Here is a 17,448-nt window from a genome sequence, read left to right on the forward strand (position 1 = left end):
ACCCTCGGGCGAGCGGCCGTCGTCCCCGGGGGCGCCCGACGGGGACGACAAGCCGCGTCGCCGGGCTCAGCCCTTGCCGGTCTCGGCCAGGACGTCCAGGTAGTTCGGGTTGTGCATGATGCCGAGTACGTTCCCGAACGGGTCGAGCACCGAGGCACCGACGAAGCCCTCGCCGAAGTCGCGCGCCGGCTCGTGCTCCCTCGCACCCATGGCCGACAACCGGGCCAGGGCGGCGGGAAGATCCTCGACATGCCAACTGACGACGGCACCGCCTGCCTCGGCCGTGCCGTGTGCGCCCAACTCCGAGACGTAGCGGGCGTCCACCAGTCCCAGTTCCTGCCGGAAGTCGCCGACCCGGAACTCCACATACCCGGGTCGCTCGAAGTAGGGCTCCACGCCCAGTAGTTCGGTGTACCAACGACGGGCCGCGGGCAAGTCCGCCGCCTGATACCTGACATGGGCCAAACCTTGCAACATCCGTGCTCCCTCGGTGTTCGGCGGTACCGGTCCGACATGGTGACAACGCCGCGGATCGTGCGGGGTCACGCCCGGGCGGGACCGAATGCGGCGGGTCGGGGTGCGCCGTCGGTGCGCAGTACCACCCTCCTGCCGTGCAGTTCGTGCCGTTCCATCCGACGATGCACGTCGGCGGCGGCGGACAGCGGCAGGATCTCCATCGTGCGCGGACGCAGCCGGCCGGCGCCGAGCAGGCGGTTGATCGTGTCCGCGGCGGCGGCGAGTTCGTCGATGCCGGCGTGCGAGATCACGAAGCTGCGGATCGAGCCGTCCTTCATGTAGAGCTCGCTCGCGGGCAACACCGGCGCGGTGCCCGATCCCGCGCCGGCGAGCAGAACGATCCGGCCGCGTCGAGCGAGCAGGCCGACCGCCGCCACCAGGTCGTTGTGGCCGGAGGTGTCCAGATACAGGTCGACGCCGTTCGGGGCGGCCTCGGCGAGGTGTCGGGTCACCTGGGGATCGCGATAGTCGCAGACGATCTCGGCGCCCAGTTCGCGGCAGTATCGGGCGTCCCGAGCCGAGGCGGTGGCCAGGATCCGGGCACCCGCCTCGGCGGCCAGAGTGACCAGTGCGCTGCCGACGTTTCCGGCGGCGCCCGCGATCAGCACGGTGTCGCCGGCGCGCAGACCACCGTGCGTGAACAGGGCGAGGTGGGCGGTGGCCGCGGGATGCAGCACCGCCGCGGCCGCGAACGCATCCACCCCCGGCGGGAGTCGGTAGAGCCGGTCGGCGGCGATCACCGCCCGTTCGGCCGCCGCACCCTGCCGGCCGCCGTGGCCGAGGCTGTTGCTCCATACCCGGTCACCGACGGCGAAGCCGGGCGCACCGGGGCCGACCCGGGCGACCCGGCCGACCAGATCGCGACCGATCACGAACGGGAAGGCCACGGGGGTGACGAACCGCCCGGAACGTACGAAGGTGTCGACCGGATTGACCGTGCCGGCCCACACGTCGACGAGCACGTCGCAGGGGCCGGGGCGGGGGTCGGGCAGCTCGCCGAAGCGGATCTCCGATGGCGGGCCGAGCCGTTCGAGGTAGGCAGCGCGCATGTAACGGAGTCTGGCATCGGCCGACGTGAATTCCCGTGCGTGACCCGCCGGTTCGAAACGCGCGTGGCTTCGCGATACGAGAAGCACGTCTTATCGCCGGGGCGTGGTCGCCGCACTGTTACCACCATAACGTGATGAGTGGTAGCAATGCTCTCGCCATGTCGGCGACACCGAAAGGGGCACCAGGAGATGACCAACGCACCCAGCTTGGCGACCTTCGAGGTCGGCGAGCGTGCGCCACTGTTCCTGGTGGCGGCGCATACGCACATCGCGGCCGATCCGGCCGAGGTCTACGCACTCGTCAGCGACCTGCCGCGCAGCGCGCAGTGGAGTCCCGAGTGTGTCGGCGGCACCTGGATCAGCGGCGAACCGGGCACGGTGGGGGCGGTGTTCCGCGGCGAAAACCTGCGGGCCCCGGACGTGGTCGGCTGGGCGCCGGTGGTCCGAGGCACGTGGTTCACCGAATCCGAAGTGATCGCCGCCGACCCCGGGCACGGCTTCGGCTGGGCGATGCGGGACTCGGCGGGGGTCCGGCAGGACAGCGTGTGGCGCTACGACATCGAGCCCGCCACCGGTGGTTGTGTGTTGACCCACCGGTTCCGGATGGGCCACGCGACCGAGGGGATCCGCGGCATCACCGCGGCGATGGACGAGGCGCGGACGCGGCGCTTCCTGGCCGAGTGGGGCGCCAAACTCGCCGCGGATCTGCCGGTCACCCTCGAACGCGTCAAGCGGATCGCCGAGCGCTCCACCACCGGCCGGCACTGAACCGTCGCCGCCGGCGCCCGCCCTGCCCGGCCCGCGGCCGATCGGGTCCACCGCCCGCCGTCTCGCACCCTCCCGGCGTGGTCGTCGGCCCGTCCGAACCCACCGACGAAGGTATGACCTCATGTTCTTGCAGCGCATCGGCAATCGCGGCATCCGACTGGGCACGCTCTTCGAACGCGCGGCGGCCCGACACCCGACCAACGTCCTGATCCTCGACCACGACCTGGACATCGCTCCCGATCTGGGCCGGCGCGCGACCATCCCGGAGATCGCCGACCTGGTGGACGACTTCGCGGCCCGGCTGGACGCGGCCGGGATCCGACCCGGCGACCGGGTCGTGGTGCACAAGCGCGACGGCTTCGACATCACGCTTTTGGCCTGCGCGATCGCTCGAATCGGCGGGGTGCCGGTGCTGCTGTCGCCGATGCTCGACGGCGCGACCGTCGCCGAGTTGGTGCGGCGCACCGACCGGCCGTTCCTGGTCACCGACCGGGCCAAGCTCGACGGGCTGCCGGGCGCGCTCTTCGCCGAGACGGCGCGGGTGCTGCTGACCAAGGGCACACATCCGGACGCCACCACCCTGGACGCGTTCGCCGGGGCGACCCGGGTGCCCGCGGTGACGCGGCCCGCCGAGGAGCCGACGCTGATCACCCACACCTCGGGCACCACCGGCGTCCCCAAGCTCGCCGTACACACCGGTCGCAGCCTCCAGGCCCGATACCGCCCGCAGGCCGCGATCGTCGCGCCGATCCTGCGGCGCCGGGAAACCATCGCGCTGCACGTGTCGTTCGTGCACTCCCGGCTGATCACCGCGCTGGCCATCTCGCTGCTGCGCGGTTTCCCGATCGCCGTGCTGGCCGACTCCGATCCCCGACGCGCCGCCGATCTGTTCGCACGGCTGCGACCGGGAATCCTGGAGGCGCATCCCAACACCTTCATGGAATGGGAGGAGTTGGCCGACGATCCGCGCGAACCCCTGGCCGGCGTCAAGCTGTTCAGTTCCACCTTCGACGCGATCCACCCGCGCACCGTGCACCGACTGCTGGCCGCCACCCGGCGCCGCGCGCCGCTGTTCGGCCAGTTGTACGGTCAGAGCGAGGTCGGACCGGCCGTGGTCCGCGCCTTCACCCGGGGCCGGGCCCCGGACGCCGACGGTCGTTGTGTGGGCCGCCCCTTCCCCGGGATGACCGCCGCCCGGGTGGTCGGCCGGGCGGGCCGGCCGCCGTCCGCCGAGCACCCCGGCTTCATCGAGGTCAAGAGCGACGGACGAGTCCTCACCTACCTCGGCGAACAGGATCGCTACGACGCGCAGGTGTCCGCCGACGGCTGGTGGCGGATGGGCGACGTCGGCTACCGGACCAGGTGGGGCTGTATCCATCTGCTGGACCGCGAGGTCGACCTGATCGAGGGCTTCGGCTCCACGCTGGCCGCCGAGGACGCGCTGTTCGACAAGCTGGACGAACTCGCCGAGGTGGTCATCGTGCCCGGCGCCGACGGCAGCGCGGTGCCGGTGGTGTGCACCAGGGACGACCGCCCCATCGACCCGGACGCCTGGCGTGCGGCCACCGCCGAACTCCCCGACCTGGCCGATCCGGTCCAGCGCCGGATCGAGGACCTGCCGCAGACCGCGACCACCAAGATCAAACGTCTCGAGTTGGCGCGCCGGCTCGAAGACGAGGATCGGGGTGCGTGATGGCCGAGGTCATCGTCGCGGGCGGCGGGATCGGCGGCCTGGCCACGGCTCTCGCGGTGGCCGCCCGCGGACACCACGCGGTCGTGCTCGAACGCGCGGGCGAGTTCGCCGAGATCGGCGCCGGTATCCAACTGGCCCCCAACGGACTGCACGCCCTGGACGTCCTGGGCGTGGGCGCGGCGGTGCGTGCGACCGCGGTGCGGATGGCCGAACTGCGCTTCATGGACGGCGTCACCGGTGCGCATGTGGCGAGCCTGCCGCTGACCGAGCGATACCGGCGCCGCTTCGCCGGCCCCTACGTGGTCGCGCATCGCGCGGAACTGCATCGGGCACTGCTCGACGCGTGCCTGGCCGCCGACACCGTGTCGCTGTATGCCGGCGCACAGGTCGTCGACTACGCCCGGGACGCCACGAGCGCGACGGCCCTGCTCGCGGACGGCACCGGGATCACCGGCGACGTACTGATCGGCGCGGACGGGATCCACTCCGCGATCCGGGCCCGGCTGGTCGGCGACGGCGAGCCGCGGATCTCCGGGATCAGCGTCTACCGGGCGGTGATCCCGATGGAGCGGGTGCCCGACGCGCTGCGCTTCGACCGGTCGGTGGTGTGGTGGGCCGGACCCGGTTGCCACTTCGTGCACTACCCGATCGCCGGCGGTCGCTTCCTGAACCTGGCGGCCAGCCGCGCGGACGGCGGCACCGAGGCCGTCGTCGGCGAGCGCGTGCACCGGGATCGGGTGTTGCGCGAACTGGCCGACCTGGGCGGCACCGCACAGCGCCTGCTCGAACTCGGCGCGGACTGGAAGACCTGGATGCTGGTCGACCGCGACCCCGTGTCCCGGTGGATGGACGGCCGGGTCGCACTGCTGGGCGACGCGGCCCACCCGATGCTGCACTACGCGGCGCAGGGCGCGTGCCAGGCCCTGGAGGACGCCGTCGTGCTCGGCGCGCGATTGGCGGACGCGCGCCCCGACGAACTGCCGAAGCGCCTGGCCGGGTACCGCGACGCGCGGCACGAGCGGACCACCCGGGTCACGCTCGCCGCGCGGGAGAGCATCCGTCTGTGGCATCCCGCGGGTGCCGAGGCCGAGTCCAGGAACGCGCTGCTCGGCGCGATGTCGGCCGATCGACTGTACGACCACGTGGCCTGGATGCACGGGTTCCGGGTCGGCGGGCCGGGCGCGGCGGAGTCGGCGGCATGAGCGCCGCCGGCCCGATCCGGGTCTGCGTCGTGGGCGCTGGGCCACGCGGGCTCTCCGTCGTGGAGCGCCTGTGCGCCAACGAACGTGCCGCGCCCGTACATCCGAAGGTCACGATCCACGTGGTCGACCCCGCCTCGCCGGGAGCCGGCGCGGTCTGGCGTTCGGAGCAGTCGCAGCACCTGCTGACGAACACCGTCGCGGCGCAGATCACCGTGTACACCGACGCGAATTCGCGGATCGAGGGGCCGATCGTACCCGGGCCGAGTCTGTACGAATGGGCACGGTCGACGGCCGCGGGCGAGACGGGCGAGCACGACGGGGAAATCCTCGCCGAGGCTCGCGCGCTGGGCCCCGACGACTACCCCACGCGCGCGTTCCACGGCCGCTACCTGCACTACGCGTTCGAGCAGGTGGTGGCCGGCGCGCCGGCACATGTCGCGGTGCGGGTGCACCGCTCGCGCGCGGTGGCGCTGGCGGACACGCATGGCATCCCGGGTGGCCCGCAGGGAGTGCGACTGGAGGACGGCACCCGGCTGCACGGGTTGGACGCGGTGGTACTGGCCCTGGGGCATCTGCCGGCCCGACTGTCCGCGCGCGAGGCCCGAACCGCGAGCCTGGCCCGGATCCACCACCTGACCTATATCACCCCGGCCAACCCGGCGGACCTGGACCTGGAGCGGGTCCGGCCCGGCGAGAACGTGTTGTTGCGTGGCCTGGGGCTCAACTTCTTCGACTACATGGCCCTTTTCACCAGTGGCAGGGGCGGCCGCTTCGGTCGTGCCGAGGACGGGCGAACAAAATACCGTCCGTCCGGCAACGAGCCTGTGTTGTATGCGAGTTCGAGGCGCGGCGTGCCCTACCAGGCACGGGGCGAGAACCGGAAGGGTGCGTACGGGCGGCATGCCCCGCGGCTGCTGACGCCCGAGTACGTCGAGGGTTTGCGGCGGCGCGCCCGGGCGGGGCGGCCGGTCGACTTCACCGCGGACCTGTGGCCGTTGATCGCGCGCGAGGTGGAAGGCGTCTACTACGCGGCGCTGTTGCGCCGGCGAGGTCGCCGGGAGGCCGAATGCGCGGCGTTCACCCGGGCGTTCCTTGCGGTTTCGGACGACGACGAGAGTGCCGACCTGGCGGTCGCGTACGGCATCGAGCGGGCCGCGCACTGGGACTGGTCGGCGATCTCCCGGCCCTGCGGTGAGCGGGAGTTCGCGAGCCGGGCGGAGTTCACCGGGTGGCTGGTGCAGTACCTGGAGCGGGACGTCGCGGCGGCCCGTGAGGGAAACGTGGACGGACCGCTCAAAGCCGCACTGGACGTCCTGCGGGACCTGCGCAACGAGATCCGGCTCGCGGTGGATCACGGTGGCCTGACCGGCGAGTCGCACCGGGACGACCTGGAAGGGTGGTACACCCCGCTCAACGGCTTCCTGTCGATCGGCCCGCCGGCGAAGCGGATCGAGCAGATGATCGCGCTGATCGAGGCCGGCGTGCTGACCCTGACCGGCCCGGGCACCCGGATCTGCCTGGACGTCGCCGAACCGGCGTTCGTGGCCGCCTCCACCGTGGTCCCGGGCCCGCCGGTACGCGCCGCGGTGTTGATCGAAGCCCGGTTGCCCGAACCGGACCTGCGCCGGACCGAGGACCCGCTGCTGCGCCACCTGCTGAGCACCGACCAGGCCGCGCCGTACCGGATCCGCGGCGTCGGCGGCGAGGACTACGAGACCGGTGGCCTGGCGGTGACCGAGCGGCCGTACCGGCTGATCGACGGGCGGGGTCGGCCGCATCCGCGCCGATACGCCTACGGCGTGCCGACCGAATCGGTGCACTGGGTCACCGCCGCCGGGATCCGTCCCGGCGTGGACTCGGTCACGCTCGCCGACTCGGACGCGATCGCCCGCGCGGTCCTCGCGCTGCCCGCCGCCTCCGCGGTGCCGGCGAACGTGCGTCCGGTGTTGTCGACCGACCCGGACATCACCCCGAACGGAGTGATCGTGTGACCACGGTCCCGGACCCACTCGACCGACACGGGTGCGATCGCTCGGACATCGAGCAGGACGCGGGACTGTTGTCCCCGGTCCGGGCGGGGACACCGGTGGAGGCGGCCGTATGCGATCGGGCCTGGCTCCAGGCCATGCTCGACGCGGAGGCCGCGCTCGCCCGGGCCCAGGCGCGGCTGGGCACCCTGCCGCGGGCCGCCGCCGAGATCATCACCGCGACGGCCCGGGCCGAACGCTTCGATCTGCGCGAGGTGGCCGTGGCCGCCCGGGAGAGTGCCAATCCGGTGGTCCCGCTGGTCGCCGCGCTCACCCGGGCGGTGACCGAACGGGACCCGGCAGCCGCAGAGTTCGTGCACCGAGGTTCCACCAGCCAGGACATCCTGGACACCGGCGCGATGCTGATCGCCGCGCGGGCCCTGAACATCGTACGGACCGACCTGACCCGGATCGCCGACGCGCTCGGCGCGCTCGCCGAGCGGCATCGGGACACCGTGCTGGCCGGACGCACCCTGACCCTGCACGCGGTGCCCACCACCTTCGGCCTCAAGGCGGCGGGCTGGCGACAGTCGGTCCTGGATGCCCGACGACGGATCGAGGTGCTGCTCGCGGACGGCCTGCCGGTGTCGCTCGGCGGCGCGGCCGGCACGCTGGCGGGCTATCTGGAGTACGCGGCGCTCGCCACCGCGGAGCGCGAGGACGCGGGCCGCGACGAGTCGGCCGAACGGCTCGACCCGGGCGCCTACGTCGAGGCGCTGGTCGACGCGTTCGCCGCGGAAGTCGGCCTGGCCCGAACGCCGTTGCCGTGGCACGCGGTGCGCACCCCGATGATCGACCTGGCCGCCGCGCTGGCGGGTACCACCGGCGTGCTGGGCAAGATCGCGGTGGATGTGCAGGTGATGGCGCGGACCGAGGTGGGTGAGGTGGCCGAGCCCGACGTGGCCGGCCGCGGCGGATCGTCGGCGATGCCGCACAAACACAATCCGGTGTTGTCCACGCTGGTGCGCAGCGCGGCGCTCCAGGTGCCGGCGATCGCGGCGGCGCTGTCCGGGTGTTCGGTCGCCGAGGACGAGCGCTCGGCGGGTGCGTGGCACGCCGAGTGGCTGTTGTTGCGCGAGGGCCTGCGGCTCGCGGGCGGCGCAGCGCACACGGCCGTCGAGCTCGCCGAGGGCCTGGTCGTCCGCCCCGAACGCATGCGCGCCAATGTGGCGGCGACCGGCGCCCACATGGTCACCGAGCGGCTCGCGGCGACCCTGACCCCCGCGCTCGGGCGGGACCGGGCCAAGGCGCTGTCGGCCGCGGCGTCCGCGAGCGCGGTGCGGACCGGGCGGACATTGGCCGAGGTGCTGGCCGGCGAGCCGGAGGTCACGGCGCGCATCTCCGCCGAGCGCCTGGCGGAACTCCTGGATCCGGCCGGATACACCGGGGGCGCGGGGGTGCTGGTCGATCGTGTCCTGGGTGTGGCCGGCCGGGAGCACGGACGAGTGGGAACCACCAGTGAAACGGAGACGCCGGTAGCATGGGCGGCATGCAGTCACAACGCGAAATCCGACAACCGGGAGACCGGGCCGTCGCACCGGGCGGACTCGCGCGGGTGCAGGCGTTCGTGAACAGCGTCAACGTCGAGTTCGGTCCGGACGAGTTCGCCTCGGCCCAGGGCCTGAACCGCTGGCTGGCGCGCAACGGCTTCGCACCCACGGCGACCGCGCCGGACGACCTCGACCTCGCGCGCACGATCACGCTGCGCGAGGCGTTGCGGAGTCTTTTGCGCGAGAACAACGGCGCGCCGGCCGACGAGCGGGCCCGGCGGGTGCTCGACCGGATCGCGCGGGAATGCCCGCTGGTCGTCGGCTTCGACGGCGGCGCACCGGATACCCTGCTCCGGCCGGCGCGCACGGAACTGCCCGGCGTATGGGCCGCCGTGCTGGCGGCCACCGTCGAGGCGCGGCTCGACGGCACCTGGCAGCGGTTGAAGTCGTGCAGCGAACACCGCTGCGAATGGGCCTTCTACGATCGTTCGCGCAATCGGGGCAGCCGCTGGTGCTCGATGGCGGTATGCGGCACCCGGGCCAAGATGGCCACCTACCGGGGAACACGAGCGACCTCGAACGCCGGTGCGTCCGGGGGGTGACCCCAAGCGTGTTCGGCGTTCGAGCGCCCGGCCTCGGCCGTGCGTCCTCGCTCGCGGCCGCGTCCGTCGTCGCCCGCCGTCCCCGGCCGTTTCCCGGCGGCTTCCCCTCCTCTCACGGCGCGGCGGTGCGGCCCAGGAGTTTGCGGGCCACCACGAGCTTGGTCGCGGCGGCGGTGCCGTCGGCGAGTTGCAGGCCGATCACGTCGCGGAGCCGGCGGGCGATCGGGCCGTCCTCGGTCCAGCCGAGTTGGCCGAAGGTCAGTAGCGCCTGATGCACGGCGTCCATCGCGGCCTTGGGGGCCCACCACTTGGCCATGTTCGCCGGGATTCGCGGATCCTCGCCGGCGTCCGCCACGGCCAGCGCCTCGTAGGCGAGCAGGCGCGCGGCGTGCAACATCGTCGCGTGCTCGACCAGGGCGAAGGCCACCGACTGGAACCGGCCGATCGGCTGCCCGAACGCTTCGCGCCGCCCGGCGTGCCCGATCGCCTCGTCGAGTGCGGCCTGCCCGACCGCGATCGCCATCAGCGAGATCAACGCCCGGGAGACCCCGAAGCCGCGCATCACCTCGACGAAGCCGCGGCCGGGCGTGCCGACCACGTCTCGTGCACCCACCGGCAACCCGTCCAGGAGCAGCCGGCCGCGGCCGCCGGCCCGGCAGCCCAGGTCGTCGAGCTGTTCTCGGCTCACGTGCGCGTCGTCGAGCCGTACGTAGAACGCGGTGACGCCGTGCGCGCCCGCCCCGCCGGTGCGCGCGAACACCAGCGCGTGGGTGGCGTACATCGCGGCCATGATCGAGGTCTTCTCGCCGGAGAGCACCCAGCCGCCGGCGGTGGGCTCCGCGCGCATCCCGATGTTCGCCGCGTCCGTGCCGTGCCCGGGTTCGGTCAGCGCCAGGGCCACGATGGTCTCGCCGGCGGCGATCGACGGTAACCATTCGGCGAGTTGTGCGGGCGTTCCGTTCGCCGCCAGGACACCGCCCACCAGCGCCGCGTTGAGCACCGGGAAGCACACCGACAGGTCGGCCGCGGCCAGTTCGGCCAGCGCGATGCCCGCGCTCGTCGCGTCCAGTTCCCTCCCGCCGTACTCCCGCAGGATGCGCAGGCCGAACAGGCCCTCGGCGCCCATCTCGGCGAGCAGACCGGGCCGATAGCTGCCGCGCGCATCGCTCTGCCGGGCGTGCGGCGCGATCCGAGAGTCGGCGAACTTACGTACGTGGTCTGCGAGTTCGCTTTGATCGGCGGTGAAGGTGAAGTCCATGGTTCCTCCTCAGGCTTGTCGGCACCGGTCGCGCAGGGCGAACTTCTGCACCTTCCCGGACGGCGTCCGGGGCAGCGTGGTCGCGATCTCCACCCGCTCGGGCCAGTAGCGCTTGGCCATGTCCAGGCCGGCGAGGTGGGCCTGAAGGTCGGCGAGCGTCGGCGCCGGTCCCGCCGGGACCACCACCGCACACGCGCGTTCGCCCAGCCGGGCGTCCGGATAGCCGACGATCGCCACGTCCTTGATCGCGGGGTGGCGCAGCAGCGCGGCCTCCACCTCGACCACCGGGATGTTCTCCGCGCCGCGCATGATCAAGTCCTTGACCCGCCCGGTGATCCGGATACCGCCGTGCCCGTCCGAACGGGCCAGGTCGCCGGTGTCGAACCAGCCGTCCTCGGTGACCGACGCCGCGTAGACCTCGGGGCGGCGGAAGTAGCCCAGACACTGCGCGGCACCGCGCACCTGGAGCAGGCCGGACTCCCGCTCGGCCACGGGTCCGCCGTGGTCGCGGTCGACGATGCGCACCCACATCCCCGGCACCGCGGTGCCGTCGCTCTCGGCGGCGCGCAGGGCCGGTTGTTCGGGACGGGTGATGGTCACACAGCCGTTCTCGGTCATGCCCCACAGCGCGTACAACCGGCAGCCCAGGGTCTCGCGCGCGTCCTCGACCAGCATCGGCGCGATCGGGGCGCTACCGGTGGCGAACGTGGTCAGCGCGGACAGGTCCCGGGGACAGGTGCGCTGTGCCTCGATCAGGTCGGAGAGGAAGGTGGGCGCGCCCATGAAGAAGGTGACCCCATGCTCCTCCAGCACGCGCAACATCGGCGCCGGATCCCACGCGTCCACCTGGACGGCGGTCGCGCCGAGCAGCAGGGGCATCACGAAGTTCCAGGTGTAGCCCGCCTGGTGGGAGGTCGGCGAGCCCATCGCGGTGACCTCGTCGGGGGTGAGTCCGAGCACGTCGGCCTGCGCCTTGTTCATCGCGTAGAGCGTGTTGTGGCTGTGCACCACGCCTTTGGGCTCGCCGGTGGTGCCCGAGGTGAACATCACCTGCGCGGCGTCGTCGGGTCCGGCCTCCAGCGTGTCCAGGGCGGCCAGTTCGGCCGTCGTGGGTTCGCGCTCGACCAGTTCGCGCTCGAAGCTCAGTGCTCCGTCGGCGCTTTCGTCGCCGCCTGCGCCGAGCAGCACGCGCCCGCGCAGGGTGGGCACGGTCCGGGCCACCTCCGCGCTCATCCGGGCGTAGGAGAAGCCGCGGAACTCGGCCGCCGCGATGTAGAGCGGGCTCTCGGTGAGGCCGGTCATGAACTCCACTTCGCGCCTGCGCATGACCGGGACGACCGGGCCGGCCACCGCGCCCATCCGCGCGCAGGCCAGGCACAGTGCCACCAACTGCCACGAGTTGGGCAGTTGCAGGGTGACCACATCGCCGGGGCCAACGCCCAGACGCACCAGGTTGGCGGCGAACCGGTCGACTCGGTGGGCGAGTTCGGCGTAGGTGAGGGTCACCACGGTGTCGTCCTGGTAGCAGACGAGGGCGTCCTTGTCGGGATGGCGTGCCACCGCGCGACGCAGGTCGGCCAGGACGGTTTCCTCGCGCCACCAGCCGTTCGCTCGGTACGAGCCGGTCATCACAGGTCCTTTCGGGTCGGGTCGACGGCCGAACGGGCGTACGCGGCGATGGCGCGGGCGGTGATGCCGCCCCGCTCGACCAGATACCGCTGGCCGCCCGCGACCGAGACGAACGCGTCCGGCATGGCCACGCGACGCACGCGCACCGGGACGAGTTCGGTCAGCGCCTCGGCGACGGCGGAGCCGAAGCCGGCGGTGCGCCAGTGCTCCTCGACCGTGATCACGGTGCCGCCGGGGCGGACCGCCGCGGCGAGGGCGGCGGTGTCCAGCGGTTTGACGGTGTGTACGTGCAGGACGCCGGTCGAGATGCCCTCGGCGCTCAACTCGTCGGCCGCGGCCAGGGCGGCGAGGACCGGGTATGGTCCGCACGCGGCGACGGTGATGTCGGTGCCGGGGCGAAGCCGCTGTGCCCGGCCCAGTTCCAGGGGCGGTCCGGCGGGCAGGTCGGGGGTGGCGTTGCGGCCCATTCGGAAGTAGACCGGTCCGGGCAGCGTGAGTGCCTGGCGAAAGAGCGTGTCGGTGCCGGCCGCGTCGGCGGGCACCACGACGGTCATGTTCGGCAGGGTGCGCATCACGGCCAAGTCCTCCAGGCCGTGATGGGTGGGGCCCAGGTGGCCCGCCGAGACGCCGGAGTGGGTCGCGGCGATGCGTACCGGCAGGTCGTTCAGCGCGATGTCGAGCTTGACGGCCTCCAGCGCCCGGGACGCGGCGAACGCCGCCATCGTGTTCACCAAGGGCATCCGGCCCTCGCGGGCCAGCCCTGCGGCGGCGCCCATCAGGGTGTGTTCGGCGATGCCCAGATTCAGGTAGCGGTCCTGCCCGGTGCCGAAGTCCACGCCGGTGAACAGGCCGGTATCGGTGTCCAGGCAGATCAGCCGCTCGTCGCCGGGCAGCAGTTCGGCCACGATGTCGCGGTAGACCTCACGCGAGGAGCGGGGCTCGGCCGCCGCGGTCGGGTTCGGGGTCGGTTCGGCGGTGGTGGCGGTGCTCATCGGCTCTCCCCGGGGGTCTGCGTGCGCAACGCCGCGTGCGCGCGCCGCTGTTGCCGCTCGCCCAGTCGGGCGTAGTGGCTGCGGGCCTGGCCCTCGACGAACGGAATGCCCTTGCCCTTGACCGTGTGCGCCAGGACGAGGGTGGGTCGGCCCGGCACCGGTGGCGCGGTCAGCACCCGGGTGAGCGCGTCGATGTCGTGGCCGTCCACCTCGTGGACGTGCCAGCCGAAGGCGCGCCAGCGGTCCGCCAGCGGTTCCAGACCGCCGACCGACTCGGTCCCGCCGGTGATCTGCAGGCCGTTGCGGTCGATGATCGCGGTCAGCCGGTCCAGCCCGTGGTTGCCCGCCACGGCGGCGGCCTCCCACACCGAACCCTCCTCCAACTCGCCGTCGCCCAGCACCACGAAACAGCGGCGCTCGCCCTCCTCCAACCGGTGCGCGAACGCGAAGCCGACGCCCAGGGCCAGGCCGTGCCCCAGCGAACCCGACGGCATCTCCACGCCGGGGATCTCCGGGTGCGGGTGGGCCATGAACGGGCTGCCCGGCCGCGCGTACTCGGCGAGCCGCTCGGGGGCGAAGAAGCCGGCCTCGCACAACGTCGCGTACAGGCCGATGCCGCCGTGGCCCTTGCTCAGCAGCAGGATGTCGCGGTCCGGTGCCTCCGGGACACGGGGGTCGATCCGCAGTACCCGCAGGTACAACGTGGCGAGCACCTCGACCAGCGACATCGAGCCGCCCAGGTGGCCGCCCTCGGGGCCGGCGCACATGTCCACGATGTGTGCGCGGATCCGGCCGGCGACCTCGATCGCATCCGCCGTGGGGTCCGGTTCGCCGGCCGGACCCGGTCGATCGTGCCGGCCCGGCGGGACGGGACCGGGCAGGGTCGCGGGACTGCTGCTCATCGCTGGCTCCTCTCGCCTGGGTCGGTGTGGGTGGTGCGCGATGTCGCCGATTCCGACGTTCAGTTCGGGTGCAGCCCGGTGAACTCCAGGCCGAGCCGTTCGGGCATGTCGAACCGGACGTTCAGGCACTGGACCGCGTTGCCGGCACCGCCCTTGACCAGGTTGTCCAGTGCCGCGATCACGGTGAGATGGCTGGAACCGCGATCGAGCGCGAAACCGACGTCGCAAAAGTTCGAGCCGGCCAGGATCTTGGCCTCGGGAAAGCGGTGCATGCCGCGCCGGTGGGCGACCACACGCACGAAGGGTTCCGCGGCGTAGCGGGAGCGGTAGGCGGCGCGGACCCGGCGCTCGTCCGCGCCCGGCACCAGGTGGGCCCGGCCGACGAGTTGCACACCGCGAATCGCCTCGATCCCGGTCGCGGTCATCCGTACCGAGAGCCCGGCGGCCTGGGCGATCTCCGCCTCGTGTCGGTGCCGGGTGGGAGCGAAGACCCGCAGTGCGCCGCTTCGTTCGGCGTGCAGGTTCTCCGGGCCGGCCTTGGCGCCGGAGCCGCTGGAGCCGGTGCGGGCGTCGATGGTGACCTCGCCGCGGATCAGCCCGGCCTCGGCGAGCGGGACCAGCGAAAGGATCCCGGCGGTGGCCATGCAGCCCGGTACGCTGATCCGCCGCGCCGTGCGCAGTCGCCTGCGGTGGAACTCGGGCAGTCCCGGGACGAACGTCTCCAACAGGTCCGGCGCGGTGTGCGAGACGCCGTAGTAGTCGGCGTACACGTCCTTGTCGTGCAGGCGGAAGTCCCCGGACAGGTCGATCACGGTGTCCGCGAGCTCCAGGAACTCCGGCATCCGACGCATCGTCTCGCGGTGCAGGGTGGCCAGGAACAGGGCGTCGTAGTAGTCGAGTTGCTCCTCGGAGCAGAAGTCGAGTTCGGTCCGCCCGCGCAGGTTCGGGTGCACCCCGTCGATCCGCCTGCCGCGCAGCGTGCGCGAGGTGGCGGCGGCGAGTTCGACCCCGGGGTGCACGGTGAGCAGCCGCAGCAGCTCGCCGCCGATGTATCCGGCCGCCCCGACGACCCCGACCCGGATCACGTCCGCGTCCCGGCCGCGAGCAGGTCCGCGATGGCGCCGGCCACGTCGAGGTCGCGGCCGTGGGCGCCCTGTAGTCCGGTGAACTCCACCCGGTCGTTGACTTCGAGCACGGTGAGTCCTCCCTCCAGGTCCTCGATCAGATCGACTCCGGCCAGTTCCGTGCCGACGGCGGCCGCGGCGGCGACCGCGAGTTCGGCGTGCTCGGCGCTCGGCGCCAGGGGTTCGCTCACCGCGCCGCGCGCCACGTTGGTGCGCCATTCGGTGCTTCGGCGGTACGTACCGCCGAGCGCTCGGCCGGCCACGACCAGGATCCGGATGTCGCGATCGGCCTTGGCGACCTGCTCCTGCACGTAGACCACGTGCGACTGCGGGGAGGGCATCGCGGCGATGTGTTCGAGCACGGCGCCGGCCATCGTCGAGTCGGTGACCCGGGTGACCAGTCGCCCCCAGGAGCCGACGAGCGGTTTGAGCACGGCCGGATATCCGATCTCCTCGAGCGCGGCCAGGGCCGCGTCGGGCGTGATCGCCAGCGCGGTCCTGGGCGTGGGCAGCCCGTGTCGGAGCAGGGCCGCCGAGGTGTGCCACTTGTCGCCGGCGAGGTGGGTGGCGGCGGCGCTGTTGACCACCGTCACCCCCACCGATTCGAGCGCGCTCGCCGCGTACAGGGCCCGGAAGTGCCCGACCTCGCGGTTGAGGACCAGCCGGGGACCGGTGTACGACGTGCCGCTCGCGACGAACAGCGTGCGGGGATCGAGGTGTTCGAACGCGATCCCGCGTCGGTCGAGGGCGGTCATGATGCTCTTCTCCTCGAACCGCACCCGGGACGCGAGCACGGCGAGACGCGGGGACGCGGCCGGCGTCGTTGTCGCCGACCGGTTCACCGCTGATCGGATCGAAGTCATCGACCGAATCCCTCCCTCCGATTCCGACTATTCGCCCCAGTCCTCTTCGACCTCGGGCGCGAGCTCGACCTTCGGCGGCTCCACGGACGCGATCTCCAACTCGCTCCGGCAGTCCACGCACTCGATGATCTCGCTCACCCTGGCGTCCTCGTCGAGCGTCACCGTCGTCGCACATTCGGGACACTCGGGGGCGTGCACGGCCTGCTGCATGGGTTCGACCTCCGACTGTGGCGGTGAAATCCGGGCGATCTCGACCCGGGCGGCTGGTTGCCACTGATAAACCGTAACGCGATTTCCCCGGTAAATTCCAATGAGGAAATCTGATCGAACCGAAAGCGAACCCTTATGGTCGACCCGTCATAACCGGGAAGGATTTTCGCATAAGCAGCCCTGCTTGCCGGCTCCGGTACAACCGGTCGTTTCGCGATTAGTATTTCCCGGATGGAATCGCCTCGGCGATTCGCCGCCGCAAGAATGACACCGAAGGGCCCGATCATGATTGTTCGACCGCGAGACCGTGTCGCCATGGTCGTGGCGTCGAGCGCCGGTGTGGGCCTGGCCGCGGCCAAGGGCCTCGCCGTGCGGGGCGCGCACGTGTCGATCTGCGACCGGGACCCGCACCGGCTGGCCCGCGCACATGTCGAGGTCAACGCGCTGGGGCCGGGCGACGTGCTGAGCATGCCGGTGGACCCCTACGATCCTTGCGCGGTCGCCGAATGGGTACGCCGCACCGCCGACAACTTCGGCGGTCTGGACATCGTGGTGACCAACTCCGGCCCGATCACGCCCGGTCCGGTGGACGGGTTCCGGCTGGCCGACTATCGCGCGGCGATCGACGCGAACCTGCTGCCGCACGTGAGCGCGACGCTGGCCGCGCTGCCCATCGTCAAGCGCGGCGGCTGGGGCCGATTGTTGCTGATCGCGCCGGCGAGGACGCGTCGCCCGCACGGGCGCGAGGGATTGTCCGGCCTCGCCCGGATGGGCCTGATCGGCTATCTGCGCGGATTGGTGGACACTCTGGACGGCACCGGCGTGACGGCCAACGTGCTGGTGCCGGGCGCGGGGCCCGGTGCCGGCCCCCGGTTGTGGGGCGATCCCGGGGCAGCTTCCGAGATCGCTCGGGTGGCCGACCGCATCCGCGGCGAAGGCGGCCGGGAGCGCGCCGAGTTCGGCGCGTTGGCCGCGTATCTGGCGAGCGAGCGGGCCGCGCCCGTCACCGGTCTGGTCTTCGACGCGCACGGCGGCGACGTCGGCGCGGCGGCCGCCTGCCGCGGTTAGCCGGCCATCGGTGAAACCCGGCGGGGCCGCGCCCGCCCCGGGCTTTCGTCCCGGT

Annotated in this window: 16 protein-coding genes; 7 read left to right on the plus strand and 9 right to left on the minus strand. The window is 72.4% G+C overall.

Features of this window, described 5'->3' with window-relative positions; translation table 11 throughout:
* Positions 1 to 66 precede the first annotated feature (66 nt).
* Complete coding sequence (locus ABZ374_RS39980; RefSeq protein ID WP_360321573.1) at positions 67 to 477, minus strand: VOC family protein; 411 nt, start codon at positions 475 to 477, stop codon at positions 67 to 69.
* A 65-nt stretch (positions 478 to 542) separates the two neighbouring features.
* The gene (locus tag ABZ374_RS39985; protein WP_360321576.1) at positions 543 to 1,565 is read right to left on the minus strand and encodes an NADPH:quinone reductase; all 1,023 of its coding nucleotides are present in this window, start codon (positions 1,563 to 1,565) and stop codon (positions 543 to 545) included.
* 189 nt (positions 1,566 to 1,754) lie between these two features.
* Between ABZ374_RS39985 and ABZ374_RS39990 the strand changes: the two genes are divergently transcribed.
* From ABZ374_RS39990 to ABZ374_RS40015, 6 genes are all read left to right on the plus strand, one after another.
* Positions 1,755 to 2,333: an SRPBCC family protein gene (locus ABZ374_RS39990; RefSeq protein ID WP_360321579.1), complete on the plus strand. Its 579-nt coding sequence runs from the start codon at positions 1,755 to 1,757 to the stop codon at positions 2,331 to 2,333.
* A gap of 121 nt (positions 2,334 to 2,454) precedes the next feature.
* Positions 2,455 to 4,026, plus strand: coding sequence for a class I adenylate-forming enzyme family protein (locus tag ABZ374_RS39995; RefSeq protein ID WP_360321582.1), 1,572 nt, complete (start codon positions 2,455 to 2,457; stop codon positions 4,024 to 4,026).
* Positions 4,026 to 5,228 carry an FAD-dependent monooxygenase gene (locus tag ABZ374_RS40000; RefSeq protein ID WP_360321585.1) on the plus strand — a complete coding sequence of 401 codons (1,203 nt, stop codon included), beginning with the start codon at positions 4,026 to 4,028 and terminating at the stop codon, positions 5,226 to 5,228. The genes ABZ374_RS39995 and ABZ374_RS40000 overlap by 1 nt, the downstream gene beginning before the upstream one ends.
* Positions 5,225 to 7,219, plus strand: a complete 1,995-nt coding sequence (locus ABZ374_RS40005) for an FAD/NAD(P)-binding protein (protein WP_360321588.1) — start codon at positions 5,225 to 5,227, stop codon at positions 7,217 to 7,219. Before ABZ374_RS40000 ends, ABZ374_RS40005 begins: the two co-directional genes overlap by 4 nt.
* Positions 7,216 to 8,826, plus strand: coding sequence for an adenylosuccinate lyase family protein (locus ABZ374_RS40010; protein WP_360321591.1), 1,611 nt, complete (start codon positions 7,216 to 7,218; stop codon positions 8,824 to 8,826). The genes ABZ374_RS40005 and ABZ374_RS40010 overlap by 4 nt, the downstream gene beginning before the upstream one ends.
* Positions 8,823 to 9,347, plus strand: a complete 525-nt coding sequence (locus ABZ374_RS40015; RefSeq protein WP_360321594.1) for a CGNR zinc finger domain-containing protein — start codon at positions 8,823 to 8,825, stop codon at positions 9,345 to 9,347. The genes ABZ374_RS40010 and ABZ374_RS40015 overlap by 4 nt, the downstream gene beginning before the upstream one ends.
* 112 nt (positions 9,348 to 9,459) lie before the next feature.
* On the opposite strand, the gene ABZ374_RS40020 is transcribed toward ABZ374_RS40015, so the two are convergent.
* Genes ABZ374_RS40020 through ABZ374_RS40050 form a run of 7 tightly spaced genes read right to left on the minus strand, consistent with a single transcriptional unit; the run spans position 9,460 to position 16,325 of the window.
* Positions 9,460 to 10,605, minus strand: a complete 1,146-nt coding sequence (locus ABZ374_RS40020; protein WP_360321597.1) for an acyl-CoA dehydrogenase family protein — start codon at positions 10,603 to 10,605, stop codon at positions 9,460 to 9,462.
* Between the two features lie 9 nt (positions 10,606 to 10,614).
* Positions 10,615 to 12,234, minus strand: coding sequence for an AMP-binding protein (locus ABZ374_RS40025; protein WP_360321600.1), 1,620 nt, complete (start codon positions 12,232 to 12,234; stop codon positions 10,615 to 10,617).
* Positions 12,234 to 13,226: a transketolase C-terminal domain-containing protein gene (locus ABZ374_RS40030; protein ID WP_360321603.1), complete on the minus strand. Its 993-nt coding sequence runs from the start codon at positions 13,224 to 13,226 to the stop codon at positions 12,234 to 12,236. Before ABZ374_RS40030 ends, ABZ374_RS40025 begins: the two co-directional genes overlap by 1 nt.
* Entirely contained in the window at positions 13,223 to 14,128 is a 906-nt protein-coding gene (locus ABZ374_RS40035; RefSeq protein ID WP_360321606.1) for a transketolase, read from the minus strand. The genes ABZ374_RS40030 and ABZ374_RS40035 overlap by 4 nt, the downstream gene beginning before the upstream one ends.
* A 59-nt stretch (positions 14,129 to 14,187) precedes the next feature.
* The gene (gene argC, locus ABZ374_RS40040) at positions 14,188 to 15,213 is read right to left on the minus strand and encodes an N-acetyl-gamma-glutamyl-phosphate reductase (RefSeq protein WP_360321609.1); all 1,026 of its coding nucleotides are present in this window, start codon (positions 15,211 to 15,213) and stop codon (positions 14,188 to 14,190) included.
* Entirely contained in the window at positions 15,210 to 16,115 is a 906-nt protein-coding gene (locus tag ABZ374_RS40045) for a RimK family alpha-L-glutamate ligase (protein WP_360321612.1), read from the minus strand. Before ABZ374_RS40045 ends, argC begins: the two co-directional genes overlap by 4 nt.
* Before the next feature lie 27 nt (positions 16,116 to 16,142).
* Complete coding sequence (locus ABZ374_RS40050; protein WP_360321615.1) at positions 16,143 to 16,325, minus strand: lysine biosynthesis protein LysW; 183 nt, start codon at positions 16,323 to 16,325, stop codon at positions 16,143 to 16,145.
* Between the two features lie 315 nt (positions 16,326 to 16,640).
* Here ABZ374_RS40050 and ABZ374_RS40055 point away from each other — a divergent pair, with 315 nt between their 5' ends.
* Positions 16,641 to 17,393: an SDR family oxidoreductase gene (locus tag ABZ374_RS40055; protein ID WP_360321618.1), complete on the plus strand. Its 753-nt coding sequence runs from the start codon at positions 16,641 to 16,643 to the stop codon at positions 17,391 to 17,393.
* Positions 17,394 to 17,448: the final 55 nt, after the last annotated feature.

Origin of the sequence: Embleya sp. NPDC005971 (genome assembly GCF_040629175.1) — a bacterium.
In the GTDB taxonomy this organism is placed as follows: domain Bacteria; phylum Actinomycetota; class Actinomycetes; order Streptomycetales; family Streptomycetaceae; genus Embleya.

Excerpts from the sequence above, each read along its gene's own strand:
- ABZ374_RS39980 (WP_360321573.1), bottom strand. The coding sequence starts at position 477 with ATGTTGCAAGGTTTGGCCCATGTCAGGTATCAGGCGGCGGACTTGCCC.
- ABZ374_RS39985 (WP_360321576.1), bottom strand. The coding sequence starts at position 1,565 with ATGCGCGCTGCCTACCTCGAACGGCTCGGCCCGCCATCGGAGATCCGC.
- ABZ374_RS39990 (WP_360321579.1), top strand. The coding sequence starts at position 1,755 with ATGACCAACGCACCCAGCTTGGCGACCTTCGAGGTCGGCGAGCGTGCG.
- ABZ374_RS39995 (WP_360321582.1), top strand. The coding sequence starts at position 2,455 with ATGTTCTTGCAGCGCATCGGCAATCGCGGCATCCGACTGGGCACGCTC.
- ABZ374_RS40000 (WP_360321585.1), top strand. The coding sequence starts at position 4,026 with ATGGCCGAGGTCATCGTCGCGGGCGGCGGGATCGGCGGCCTGGCCACG.
- ABZ374_RS40005 (WP_360321588.1), top strand. The coding sequence starts at position 5,225 with ATGAGCGCCGCCGGCCCGATCCGGGTCTGCGTCGTGGGCGCTGGGCCA.
- ABZ374_RS40020 (WP_360321597.1), bottom strand. The coding sequence starts at position 10,605 with ATGGACTTCACCTTCACCGCCGATCAAAGCGAACTCGCAGACCACGTA.
- ABZ374_RS40025 (WP_360321600.1), bottom strand. The coding sequence starts at position 12,234 with ATGACCGGCTCGTACCGAGCGAACGGCTGGTGGCGCGAGGAAACCGTC.
- ABZ374_RS40030 (WP_360321603.1), bottom strand. The coding sequence starts at position 13,226 with ATGAGCACCGCCACCACCGCCGAACCGACCCCGAACCCGACCGCGGCG.
- ABZ374_RS40035 (WP_360321606.1), bottom strand. The coding sequence starts at position 14,128 with ATGAGCAGCAGTCCCGCGACCCTGCCCGGTCCCGTCCCGCCGGGCCGG.
- ABZ374_RS40045 (WP_360321612.1), bottom strand. The coding sequence starts at position 16,115 with ATGACTTCGATCCGATCAGCGGTGAACCGGTCGGCGACAACGACGCCG.
- ABZ374_RS40050 (WP_360321615.1), bottom strand. The coding sequence starts at position 16,325 with ATGCAGCAGGCCGTGCACGCCCCCGAGTGTCCCGAATGTGCGACGACG.
- ABZ374_RS40055 (WP_360321618.1), top strand. The coding sequence starts at position 16,641 with ATGGTCGTGGCGTCGAGCGCCGGTGTGGGCCTGGCCGCGGCCAAGGGC.